Origin of the sequence: Limnobacter sp. CACIAM 66H1 (genome assembly GCF_001601825.1) — a bacterium.
GTDB lineage: Bacteria > Pseudomonadota > Gammaproteobacteria > Burkholderiales > Burkholderiaceae_B > Limnobacter.
Genome location: NZ_LUJK01000016.1, coordinates 45002 through 55993 on the forward strand (window position 1 = coordinate 45002; position 10992 = coordinate 55993).

A 10992-nucleotide genomic window follows, 5' to 3' on the forward strand; every position below is an offset into this window, starting at 1 on the left:
GCAAAACAAGGCTTCAATTGCAAACCTAGGTCGGCAAGTTTCGCCCAGGAAGTGTTTTAAGTCCGTTGGCAATGGTTTTCAAGTCTTTCCAATCGGTGGCTTTTCGCTTTTGCAGCATAGGCCAAAGCTTCATCAACAGCTGTGCAGTGGCTAACACATCGGCTGCCGCCTGATGCCGTTGTTCACATTCAATGCCGTATCGCTGCATCCACACATCAAGAGGAAGTTGGTGGTTTTCCTTGTGCAATACTGCGGCCAAATGCTCCAGATCGAGCCAATGCCGGTGCGTTGAACGCCCCAAAACCTTGCGCATGGCCTTATTGATCAGGATTTCGTCAAACCAACTGTGGAAGGCGATCAATGGTGAATTGCCCACATAACGCAGGAATTCCGACAAAGCCACTTCCGCCTTCACCCCTTTTTGCTGTGCGCCAATGCCAATGCCATGTATCAGAATATTGTTTTTGTCGATGGCTTCAAATTCAATCATATCGACAATATCAGGGGGCTGTTTGATAACCACCTCAAAAGTGTCTGTAAGCGATATGCGTGGGCGGCGCTGAGCATCAAACGCAATGGCAGTGGCTGCAATGGAAATCAACCTGTCTTTCTTCGGATTCAGACCGGACGATTCCACATCCAACACCACCCAGCGATCTGGGTTGGGGTTTGAAAAATTGAGTGTTTGAACCAGGCGGTTCTTGATATAACTCGCCCATCCTCGCGTGGGCAGCAATTGTCCCTGCGACGTGGTGCTCAACGCATATGCTCCATCTCGATTCGCTGCTGCAAACGGCGCCCTACCCTGAAACACTCTTTCAATATACGACGGTCGATGTTGTCGAGCACATCGTAGTTCACCACATTGGGCTGATCCGGCAGATTGGGAACGGCGACACCCTCGTCAAGCTGAATTCGCAGCCGCATCATTTGCAGAAATTCAAACGCACTCACCCAGGCATCTCGGCGTTGTTCTTCAACGCTCAATCGCTTGGCCACTGCCTCAAACCGACGCCGTGTATTGACTTCATCGATGCCAAACACCAAAGAAAAAAAGCGCGCAGCATCGACAAATACCGCCGTACCCTGCTTTTTCAAATCAAGCGTGCGAATATCCTCGATCTCGGTGGTGTCTATGCTGCCGTGCCAGTTCAAGGGTGGGCGAAAACGCATGATGTTTTCAGCCAGCAGGCGCAAGAAGATGGTGGATTCTTTGGCGCGGGTCACAATGTAATCCCGAAGGGGCTGTGCCAGCTCTTTGTTGCCCGCCAGGGGGCGAAGATCGAAAAATATGTTCACACGGAGCAGATTTTCAGGCGTGGCTACATCGATCCATCGCGCAAATTTGTTCAACCACTCGCCAGCAGTCATACAACATTCAGGGTTGCTGGCCATGATGTTGCCTTTGCACAAAGGGTAGCCGCACTGGTCCAGAGTTTGGTTTACTTCTTTGCCAAACGCCAGCCAGCGTGGTCTGTCCGCCTCCGGCTGATCACTAATAAACAGCAAGCCGTTGTCCTGGTCTGTGGCAATTGTTTGCTCCGAACGGCCTTCCGAGCCGAAACTTAGCCAGCAATAACTGCTGGCGTCAATGCCCATTCGGTTACCGACCACCTCCAAAATCCGCTCGGTGAGAACATCGTTCAAGTGGCTGATCAACTCTGTGAGCTGCTTGGCTGCAATCCCCTGCCCCAACAGGTTTTTTGCAAAACTTCGAATGTCGTTGGCGCAGGCGCGCAACATATCGGCATCTTGCGCTGAACGAATATTGCTACTGATCTGTTTCAGCGACAAACGCTGCATGGCGAAAATATCTCGCTCGGAAACAATGCCACTTAATTTTCCGTTGCGGGTTACCGGCACGTGGCGAATGCCAAATCTGGACATCAGCAGGGCGGCATCCTGCGCAGTGCAACTTTCGTCCAAGGTATGAACCGGAGTGTTCATAACCTCTGAAATCAGCGAACTCAGGGGCTTCTGGGCCATAGCCACGCGCGACAACACATCCTGGCGGGTCAAAATTCCCTCCACCGCCATGGCCTCATTCACTACGATCATGGAACCAATCCGGTGCTCATGCATCACTTCCAACACCTGCTTCAAAGGGGTATTTGGCGCGCAGGAAAAAGGCTCATGACGGCATACATCACGCAGGGGTTTCTCAAGCGTTTGCTCGGCCAGAGTTTGAGAGGAGTAAGCAACCTGAATCGCCTTTCTGGACAAATCCAGAAACTGCATGGTGCGCCGTGTTAAATAATCGGAAAAGACCGGGCTTTTACGTGCCAGGGCTTGGACGCCGTCAAAGGTAAACATGAGGCAGAAGGTGTCTTCCCGAGCGCTGTAGGTGGCTGTCACTGCGCGTTTGGCAAGAAATGCGTTGACCGGAAACATTTCGCCCGCCTCGTATTGAAACCCGGTCGAGGACAGGTCAGCCAACCCCTTACGGCCTACAGCAGAGCCTTTTTCAACGTAGTAAAGAAACTGGGGTGGGCCGTCCTCGGGCCGTACGATCACCTCGTTGGGTGCAAAATAGGTCTCCGCGCAACCATCCAGCAGGCAATCCAGGTCGCGAAGCGGGATTTCACTGAACGGTGCGTGCTTGACCAGTCTTTGTTTAATGTAATCCAGCATTTGCCCTGATGGGCTGGTACTGGTTTGTGCAGAATCGGGGGCAGTATTCCCCGAATCGGCCACAGAAGCGGCATTCGGTCGATTCACAGTCTCTCCATTTCCTTGGGGTCAATGGCTCTTATAATGGTTTTCCCTATTGTAGCCTTAGCACCTTACAAAAAGCTTGTTTCTTCCAAACCACGTGACCTGCAAATAGTGCTTGCTTTGCGCTTGTGGCAGGAATATATTCGCGCAACTCTCCCCATGGCTGTTTTTTTCCGAGGTTAAATTGCAGTCAAACCCCACCACAATTATTGTTGATGGCGCTGGCGTTGAAGCCCTGTGCCAGAGCTGCGGCGTGTGTTGCTCCACGTTCCGAATAAGCTTTTACTGGGGGGAAACCACAGCCGCCGAGGGCGGCGTGGTACCGGTTGAAATGACGGAGCAAATGAACCTTTACCGCAGTTGCATGAAAGGCAGCTCACAAAGCAAACCGCGTTGCATAGCGCTGTCAGGCAATATCGGCGAGTCAGTGACCTGCACCATCTATGAGAACCGGCCCTCACCCTGCCGTGAATACGATGTATTTGACGCCCAAGGTGAATTGAACCCCCGTTGCAACCAAGCGCGCGCCAAGCACGGAATGCCGCCTTTGAATGTGCGGTTTGTACCTGTGGCTGGCGTACCGGATCACATTACCCTGCCCACGCCAGAAATAAAACCTGCCAATTAACTAGCTGGCACCGTTGTATTTTTCCTGATCATGCTCGGTAAGTGCGGCGCGAACCGCCCTTGCATTCATCAAAGCTTCCGGATTATCCCCATGGACGCACAATGTTTGAGCGGTAATCACTCGGTTTGAGCCATCCAGGCATTGAAGCGCCTGACCACGTAAAATCAACTCCGCTTGCGCTTTGACCTGAACAGGGTCGCGAAGCACTGCCCCAGGCTGGTCTCGAGGAGCCAGTGCGCCGTTGCCTAAGTAGGCCCTATCCGGGAATGCCTCTTCGATCACCTCGATGCCGGCTGCACGTGCCCGAGCCACCAACGGGCAATTGGCCAACGCCAGCAGCTTCAGGTGCGGAAAAGCATGGGCCAAATTGATGATGATCTCGGCCTCGGCCGCTTGAAAGGCAGCGTCGTTGTACAACTGCCCATGCGGTTTGAAATGTCCTGACGCACATCCTAGTGCTGCAGCGATATTTTCGAACAAATTCATTTGCCGCTTCAATTCACCCAGCAACTGTTCATTTGATCCCTCAGGCTTTTGACGCCCAAACCCAGCACGGTCCGGATAACTGGGGTGGGCGCCCACCTGTACACCATGTTCCAGCGCAAGCCTGCAGGCCAAACGAATGCTGTGTTCATCACCAGCATGCCCGCCACAGGCAATATTGGCCCAATCAACAATCTTGAACAGGGCCTCATCATGCGCACAGCCTTCACCCAAATCTGCATTAATCCACATCGGTGATCACCTTGTTGCTTTCAATGGCATATTGGTAACGCCTGTCATCAAGCTCATGCTTTGTAAGCAGGCGCTGGGCCTTCTGTTCGTCAACCACAACCCAGCGCAGGCTTTCCCCAGGCGCCAATTGAGACAACTTCCAAAGATCGCAAGACAACACACAGCCTAGACGCGGGTAACCGCCGGTGACCTGAGCATCACTGAGCAACACCACCAACCCACCGTCGGGTGGTAATTGCACCATTCCCGGGTGCACCGCATGTGAACGCAAAGACATCTTTTGTTTCAGGTACAAAGGGGATTCAGAAGCCTCCAGCCGATACCCCATTTTGCTACTTTGAGTGCTCAGCTTGAAGCATTGGCGGGCAAACAGATGCTGGGAATCCTCACTGAGTTCAACAAACTCTGGACCAGGCAAAAAATGAAGCCACAAGTGGGCCGAAGGCTCGCAGCGAGCCAAGGGCATGGCAAGGCGCACGCCCGGTCGCAGGCTGGCGGTCCATTGCCGCACAAAATGAAGTTCATCCCCAACTTGCAACGCCCGACCTTGCAAACCTCCAAAACCGGCGGCAAGACAGGTGCTGCGAGAACCCATCACTTCGCTCACATCGACACCACCTTGCACACACAGTATGTTCCACATGCCAAGGCAAGGCGGCTTTGTGCGCAACACGTCACCTTCCTGCAATACTAAAACTTCACCACACCACACCTGCTTGTTGTTCAACAAGGCCTGTGCACCTCGGTTGGCAAGCAATACCCGGCACGGCCTGGTGCACACAAAATCGAATTGCCCCATCAGCTCAAGACAAGCCGAATTGGCTGCATTTCCCAAAGCAAGGTTGCCTAGGCGAAACGAAAAAGAATCCAGCACGCCCCCGATCGGCACGCCTTCATGCTGATGACCCCAGCGGCCCAGGTCGCTGACAATCCCCTGCCCTTGGGCTTTGACCACTTTAAGCATGATCAGCCCGAACAAATTGAACCGTATCACCAGCGTTGAAGATTGACGGTCCTTCCTGAGGATTGCGTTCAGGATCAAAAAGCAACTGCTCCACATGTCCCATCAAATGCCATCCACCCGGACTTTCCCAGGGATACACTGCGCAGTAATGGGCGGCAATCGCCAGCGTACCCGCTGGCACTCGCGAACGCGGGGTTTCCCGGCGAGAAAAATGAAGCTGCTTGGGCAAACCAGTCAGATAAGCAAAGCCAGGCAAAAAACCCAAAAACTGAACGGTGTAGATGGCGCTGCAATGCAAATCAATTACCTCGGCTACACTGAGCCCGGTCTGTTGAGCCAACCACTCGAGATCTTGGCCAGCAACACCACCATAGTTCACGGTAATTTGGTGATGGCGGCCTGGGTTGTCCGCAGGCCATTTGGTTTTATCGACTTCGGTCAGAAAGTGGGTGAGTTGGTCAAGCAAAGCCTTGTAACGTCCGTTTGCAATAATGGGGTGTTCAAAGATCACGGTCATTGATTGATCCGCCTGTACACACTGCCAGGCCGGCCAATTCAATGTTTGAGGGGACTGTATTAATTTGTGTCTGATCATGGCCAGTTCCGTTGCCTGCAAACTTTTCTCGGTAGCGGCAATAGGGGAGGCCCAGTCTATCTGGATAGCGCGATCGGAAAGAAGGTATGCGCTGGGCATGGATGCTCAAACAATTGGACCAAGAGGCTTTTAGTTTAAACACAAAAAAAGCAGCCAATGGCTGCATTTTTTTGATGTGTGCAACCACTTCGCACGAATTATGCGGCGGCTTGGCTGTCCTGACTTGCCTCGTTGGCTTCAATGGTTCGAAGACCCGCTTCACCAATCGGAATTCTACGCGCTTTCATTTGCTCCGGAATCACCTTGCGCAACTCGACTACCAACAAGCCATTTTTCAGGTTAGCCCCTTCTACTTGAACGTAGTCGGCCAGGTTGAATTTGCGTTCAAAACTGCGGAACGCAATGCCTTTGTGCAGGTACTGTTTACCCTCTTCGTCACCCTTGCGGCCACGGACGGTCAGCACGCCGCGCTCCACTTCCAGCTCGAGCTCTTTTTCCTCGAAACCTGCCACAGCCAAGCTGATTTGATAGCGGTTTTCCTCGAGCGCTTCGATGTTGTAGGGAGGGTAACCTGCTGAAGTGTCAGCGCGCATAGCTGCATCCAGAATACTGGCCATGCGGTCAAAACCAATGGTGCTGCGGTACAAAGGGGTGAGATCGATTGTTGCCATGATTGATTCTCCTGAGAAGCAAAAAATCAGTTGTTAAATATGTGGAGAAACTCTCTCGGAGACATTTCCCACATTCCTGATTTATGAACCACCCCTGAAGATTTCAAGCGCCGTGATTGAAAATTTTTACATGGACTACAACAGATCACCATCCACGTAATACCAACGCCCCTGCTCCTGCACAAAACGGCTCCGTTCATGCAGACGACTGGCGGGCCCATGGTTGGGTTTGTAGCGAGCTACGAACTCCACTTCGGCTTTGCCATGGCCTGGCCAATGTCCTTTAACACTCAGCCCCAGCCATTTGCCTTGCGCAATGTCCTGTTGAAGGTTTAGTTGGGGCGGTCGTGTACTGGAATGCCAGGTTAACAACACATAGTCGCCCAGGCCCAAGGCATATGCACTGTAACGCGAGCGCATCAGTGCTTCTGCGGTCGGTGCGGTTTGCGTCTGGATATGAAACGGTTCGCAGCAGGCTTGGTAGGCACCATGGCCACAGGGGCACGGCAATGATTTATTTTTTTGGACCATGTGGGGCAAAAGCGATGAATTCAGCAGATTTTTCATTTTAGACTGAAGCCAGAGACAGCCAACCTTAGACCAACAACAATGATCACCCACAATGACAATTAAGCCTAGACAAGTACACGCGTTTCACCATACCGACGCTTTGGGTCATCATGATGCCGTGGCCTTGGCGGGGCAACTACAACGCGGAGAAATCAGTGCCACTGCACTGGTGCAGGCCGCCTTCAAACGACTTGAACTTGTCAACCCGGCGCTACACGCCACGGTGTGCTTGCAAGAGGAAGCGGCCCTGGCACAAGCAAGCTTTTACGACAACCTGGGTAACTTCAGGGCATTTCAGGGCATACCGGCATTTTTGAAGGACAATCTGGATTTGAATGGCTTGCCCACTCTGCACGGATCTGCGGCCATGCCAGCCACCAACAAAAATCACACCAGCGCCGTCGCACAGCAGATTATCGACACTGGCGTAGTGCTGCTGGGTAAAACAAAGCTGCCCGAGTTCGGGCTGACTGCCACCACCGAGTACAGCAAAGCCGAGCCAGCACACAACCCATGGAACATTGGGTACAGCACAGGGGGTTCTTCGGGCGGTTCGGCTGCTTTGGTGGCAGCGGGTGTGGTTCCAATTGCCCATGCAAACGACGGCGGTGGCTCAATTCGCATTCCCGCTGCATGTTGCGGGCTGGTGGGTTTGAAACCCAGCCGCGGGCGTTTGGCCATGAACGAAATGGCAAAAAACCTGCCCATCAATATTGTGAGCGACGGGATTGTCTCGCGCAGTGTACGGGACACTGCTGCGTTTTTCGCGCTGGCGGAAGAGCATTACAAAAACCCGACATTGCCACCACTTGGCCATATCACAGCCCCTGGCCGCAAGCGCCTGAAAATCGGCATGTTCACACAGAAAATTTCTGGTCATGAAACAGACTCCGCCTGCATAGACGCTGTGCACAAGGCAGCCGCCTTGTGTGAAGAGTTGGGCCACGAAGTGCAGGAAATCAAGGTGCCCATCAGCGCCCAGTTTGCCGATGATTTCTTGCTGTACTGGGGCATGCTGGCCGCATCCATTTCACACTTGGGCAAACTTGCAGTTGACCGGCACATGGACACCGGAAAACTCGAACCCCTCACTGACGGTTTGGCCAAACATTTCACGCGCAACCTGCTGAAATTTCCATTCGCTTTGCGAAGGCTTTACCAGTTTGAAGCGCAATACGCTACGGCCTTTGCCGATCTGGATGTGTTGCTGAGCCCAACGCTTGGCCAGCCTGCACCGCCGCTAGGTTACCTGGCACTTGATGTGCCTTTTGAGCAGGCGCGGGAAAGGCTGCTCAACTTTGCATCATTCACAGCAGCTCAAAACGTGGCGGGGGCCCCAGCCATCAGCCTGCCCATGCACCATACGGCCGAGGGTATCCCCGTCGGGGTACATTTTGCCGCTGCCATGGGGCATGAATTCAGGTTGATTGAGCTTGCGCTGGAAATTGAGCAAGCCCAACCATTCAAGATGCTGGCATGAATTCCAGGTGAGCTTTGTAAACTACCGAGGCCCTGTCGACCATGGAACAGTGGCCAGTGTTTTCAAGCATTAAATCGACAATCGCGGGTTGCGCCTGTTTCAATACAGCCAGGCCACTGGGGTGAACCAACTGGTCCGAATCTCCCCACACCACCATCAAGGGCACGGTGGTGTTTTCCACCATGTCGTTCAAACTGACGTTGGCGTCCGGATTCACGAACTCCATGAATACCCGGTCGAGCAAAGCCTTGTTCTTGATCGACATGCGGCCAAAGTATTTGCGCATAAAACCAGGCATGGGTGGCGCTTTTCCATTAAAACAGAGATCGACCACCTTCTCATATTCTTCAAAATTGGTGGGTGCCAGAATAATTTTGCCTTCGTCTGCAAAAGCACGCCCAATGGCTGTATGTTCGGCACCCTTTACCCCGGCAGGGTTTAACAAACAGGCGCTGAGAACCCGGTTCTCAAAATTGGCGGCCAAGGCACCCGCCAAATAGCCGCCCATGGAGTTACCCATGACATGGAAGGTTTTTACTCCCACCGCATCCAGCCAACGCACCACTCGATCGGCCTGTTCTGCAATATTAAAACGGGCATTGCTCGGTCGGTCAGACTCACCAAACCCGATCAGGTCGGGTATCCACACAGTGTAATGGCGCATCAGGCGTGGAGCCAGTGCCAACCAGTTTTCCTTGTTGGCACCAAAGCCGTGAACCAACACCATGTCGGGCCCTTGTCCGCCCTTGAAATACACGGTGCGTCCGTCTACGGTATTGACGCTGCTTTTGACCAAACCCATTTGTTTGCATTTGGAATCGATCAATCTGCGGCACAGCCAGTTCATAAACGCATTGCTCATTGTTAATTTCACCTGTCTCGTTGTCTGGTTTCTTCTTACATACGCAATGGCTGCTCGCTGATCTCGCTTACAGCAATTGGATGGCTTAGTTTTTTTCGCGGTTCATCAACAATACATTCACTGGGATCGATGTCTGTGGGAAGCGTCGAAACCTTCTGAAAAAGATTGCTTGATTTGAATAGGAGGATGTTCAAAATGAAAGCAAATGAACTACTGGAACAAATTCGCGAAGCCAATTTATCTTACCTGCTTCTGGCCAAACAACTCATCAATGAAGACAAAGCCGAGGCCATCATTCGCCTGGGCATCGACGAAAACACGGCAGACCTGCTGGACCAACTGACTACCGCTCAAGTTTTGCGCATCGCAGCAAACAATGTGCCGATGTGCAGCATTCGGTTCGAAGACCCCGCCGTATGGAAACTCCTTGGTGACCACGGAAAAGAACGCGCGATTTCAGGCATGCATGCAGCCATCTTGATGGCTGGCCGCAGCGCCCAAATTACCGCTTAAGCGCACTTAGAAAACAACCGTGGCACATGCACCCGCGGGTGCGCTGGAGAACAAATATGTCCAAGATTAAATCCTTGATGGCTGAGGCTGTCCAAATCAAACTCGCTTCTGACCTGATCAAGCTGGATGCCCGCTTGCAGGTCCTCGAAAGTGAAACCCAATTGTCACGTGAACGCCTGATCCGCCTGTACAAGGAAATCAAGCAGAAATCGCCGCCCAAAGGCATGTTGCCCTTCTCCACAGACTGGTTCATGACCTGGCAGCCCAATATCCACTGTTCCCTGTTCATGAATTTTTACTCCACATGCATCAAACACACCGACCTTGAAGACGGTGAATGTTTGGTGAAGGCCTACAAGCTGTATCGCGAACAAATTACAGCCTTGGGTTTGCCAGAGGTTTTGTCTCTTACCCGCGCATGGCGTCTGGTGAAATTTTTTGACGCCGGCATGTTGACCACCACAGCTTGCAAAACCTGTCAGGGTCACTTCGTCGTACACACCTATGACTTGGTCAATAACTATGAATGCGGCCTGTGCAACATGCCATCACGCGCCGGAAAAACGAAACAGGACGCAGCCACCCGCTTCTTCAATGAAGAAAGCTTGATGGAAATTGCTTAAAGAATTGAATTGCAGTGCCGTTGTACCAAGCAGTAACTTGTTTTTTGTCTCTCTCCCCTGTCCGTAGTACAAGGACACTTCAAACACCTGTCAGCCCTGGCTCACAGGTGTTTTTTTTGACCAATTTTCAGGCCATAAAGCGAGCCAGAATCTGACGGCTTCGTGTATCCAGCGCGAACATGTCTTCGATGATGAACTGCATGCCGTTGGCATGGGTGAGCACCAGCCGGCTTCCTCCCAAACGTCGAATGCTCTCATCCGTGGGCAACTCAAACTTGCAAGGCCCTTTGTCAGTTTCCAGGGTCCAGATGCTGGGTGTGGAGTAGGTCGACACTGAGGTAATTCGAAGCACAGTGGGCCTGAACTCACGCACTGCCAGGAAATCTTTCACGACCGCCTGTGAGTCAGTATCCAATTGATCCAGACGATCCAGCCAGGCTAATTCTTTGCTGTATTCATCCACAATTGAAATGCTTTCATCTGGGGCTGAAAAGGGGAAAGCCAGCACTGGCATCACCTGGTCGGCCACCAATTCACTGCCTTTGTACAAGGCCAACTTGCCTTGGGTTGATTCACGCAATCGCCAGTCAATCATATTGGGCTTGCTCCTGCTTCAGTTTTTCCTGGGCCTGGTGC

At 52.5% G+C, this 10992-nt stretch carries 13 protein-coding genes; 4 read left to right on the forward strand and 9 right to left on the reverse strand.

Translation table 11 applies throughout. The features are described 5' to 3' along the window. Positions 1–25: 25 nt before the first annotated feature. On the reverse strand, positions 26–760 hold the full coding sequence (locus tag A0129_RS06680; protein WP_291713544.1) for a 3'-5' exonuclease: 735 nt from the start codon (positions 758–760) through the stop codon (positions 26–28). Then, complete coding sequence (locus A0129_RS06685) at positions 757–2718, reverse strand: DUF294 nucleotidyltransferase-like domain-containing protein (protein WP_291713545.1); 1962 nt, start codon at positions 2716–2718, stop codon at positions 757–759. The genes A0129_RS06680 and A0129_RS06685 overlap by 4 nt, the downstream gene beginning before the upstream one ends. A gap of 181 nt (positions 2719–2899) precedes the next feature. On the opposite strand from A0129_RS06685, the gene A0129_RS06690 reads away from it, so the two are divergent. After that, entirely contained in the window at positions 2900–3343 is a 444-nt protein-coding gene (locus A0129_RS06690; protein WP_291713547.1) for a YkgJ family cysteine cluster protein, read from the forward strand. Here the strand turns inward: A0129_RS06690 and A0129_RS06695 are convergent, their stop codons facing one another. The 5 genes from A0129_RS06695 to A0129_RS06715 all read right to left on the reverse strand — a co-directional run bounded on the left by A0129_RS06695 (position 3344) and on the right by A0129_RS06715 (position 6875). Beyond that, entirely contained in the window at positions 3344–4078 is a 735-nt protein-coding gene (locus tag A0129_RS06695; protein ID WP_291713549.1) for a LamB/YcsF family protein, read from the reverse strand. It lies immediately after the preceding gene. Next, complete coding sequence (locus A0129_RS06700) at positions 4068–5042, reverse strand: biotin-dependent carboxyltransferase family protein (protein ID WP_291713551.1); 975 nt, start codon at positions 5040–5042, stop codon at positions 4068–4070. The genes A0129_RS06695 and A0129_RS06700 overlap by 11 nt, the downstream gene beginning before the upstream one ends. Continuing rightward, positions 5035–5736 (reverse strand): 5-oxoprolinase subunit PxpB, encoded by a 702-nt coding sequence (pxpB, locus tag A0129_RS06705; RefSeq protein ID WP_291713553.1) that lies wholly within the window; start codon positions 5734–5736, stop codon positions 5035–5037. The genes A0129_RS06700 and pxpB overlap by 8 nt, the downstream gene beginning before the upstream one ends. Before the next feature lie 98 nt (positions 5737–5834). Then, positions 5835–6308 carry an Hsp20 family protein gene (locus A0129_RS06710; RefSeq protein ID WP_291713555.1) on the reverse strand — a complete coding sequence of 158 codons (474 nt, stop codon included), beginning with the start codon at positions 6306–6308 and terminating at the stop codon, positions 5835–5837. A gap of 135 nt (positions 6309–6443) precedes the next feature. Continuing rightward, positions 6444–6875 (reverse strand): YchJ family protein, encoded by a 432-nt coding sequence (locus A0129_RS06715; protein WP_291713557.1) that lies wholly within the window; start codon positions 6873–6875, stop codon positions 6444–6446. A 55-nt stretch (positions 6876–6930) separates the two neighbouring features. On the opposite strand from A0129_RS06715, the gene A0129_RS06720 reads away from it, so the two are divergent. Then, positions 6931–8358 carry an amidase gene (locus A0129_RS06720; protein ID WP_291713559.1) on the forward strand — a complete coding sequence of 476 codons (1428 nt, stop codon included), beginning with the start codon at positions 6931–6933 and terminating at the stop codon, positions 8356–8358. Here the strand turns inward: A0129_RS06720 and A0129_RS06725 are convergent. Next, a complete protein-coding gene (locus tag A0129_RS06725) occupies positions 8342–9220 on the reverse strand; it encodes an alpha/beta fold hydrolase (protein WP_291713561.1) in 879 nt (292 codons plus the stop codon). The two genes, A0129_RS06720 and A0129_RS06725, sit on opposite strands and share 17 nt — an antisense overlap. 195 nt (positions 9221–9415) lie before the next feature. On the opposite strand from A0129_RS06725, the gene flhD reads away from it, so the two are divergent. Both flhD and flhC read left to right on the forward strand, forming a co-directional pair. After that, on the forward strand, positions 9416–9733 hold the full coding sequence (flhD, locus tag A0129_RS06730) for a flagellar transcriptional regulator FlhD (RefSeq protein WP_291713563.1): 318 nt from the start codon (positions 9416–9418) through the stop codon (positions 9731–9733). Positions 9734–9789: 56 nt separating this feature from the next. Beyond that, positions 9790–10356 (forward strand): flagellar transcriptional regulator FlhC, encoded by a 567-nt coding sequence (gene flhC, locus A0129_RS06735; protein WP_291713565.1) that lies wholly within the window; start codon positions 9790–9792, stop codon positions 10354–10356. 127 nt (positions 10357–10483) lie between these two features. Here the strand turns inward: flhC and A0129_RS06740 are convergent, their stop codons facing one another. Beyond that, positions 10484–10951 (reverse strand): DUF1854 domain-containing protein, encoded by a 468-nt coding sequence (locus tag A0129_RS06740; RefSeq protein WP_291713568.1) that lies wholly within the window; start codon positions 10949–10951, stop codon positions 10484–10486. Positions 10952–10992 lie beyond the last annotated feature (41 nt).

Excerpts from the sequence above, each read along its gene's own strand:
- A0129_RS06695 (WP_291713549.1), bottom strand. The coding sequence starts at position 4,078 with ATGTGGATTAATGCAGATTTGGGTGAAGGCTGTGCGCATGATGAGGCC.
- A0129_RS06700 (WP_291713551.1), bottom strand. The coding sequence starts at position 5,042 with ATGCTTAAAGTGGTCAAAGCCCAAGGGCAGGGGATTGTCAGCGACCTG.
- pxpB (WP_291713553.1), bottom strand. The coding sequence starts at position 5,736 with ATGCCCAGCGCATACCTTCTTTCCGATCGCGCTATCCAGATAGACTGG.
- A0129_RS06710 (WP_291713555.1), bottom strand. The coding sequence starts at position 6,308 with ATGGCAACAATCGATCTCACCCCTTTGTACCGCAGCACCATTGGTTTT.
- A0129_RS06715 (WP_291713557.1), bottom strand. The coding sequence starts at position 6,875 with ATGAAAAATCTGCTGAATTCATCGCTTTTGCCCCACATGGTCCAAAAA.
- A0129_RS06720 (WP_291713559.1), top strand. The coding sequence starts at position 6,931 with ATGACAATTAAGCCTAGACAAGTACACGCGTTTCACCATACCGACGCT.
- A0129_RS06725 (WP_291713561.1), bottom strand. The coding sequence starts at position 9,220 with ATGAGCAATGCGTTTATGAACTGGCTGTGCCGCAGATTGATCGATTCC.
- flhD (WP_291713563.1), top strand. The coding sequence starts at position 9,416 with ATGAAAGCAAATGAACTACTGGAACAAATTCGCGAAGCCAATTTATCT.
- flhC (WP_291713565.1), top strand. The coding sequence starts at position 9,790 with ATGTCCAAGATTAAATCCTTGATGGCTGAGGCTGTCCAAATCAAACTC.
- A0129_RS06740 (WP_291713568.1), bottom strand. The coding sequence starts at position 10,951 with ATGATTGACTGGCGATTGCGTGAATCAACCCAAGGCAAGTTGGCCTTG.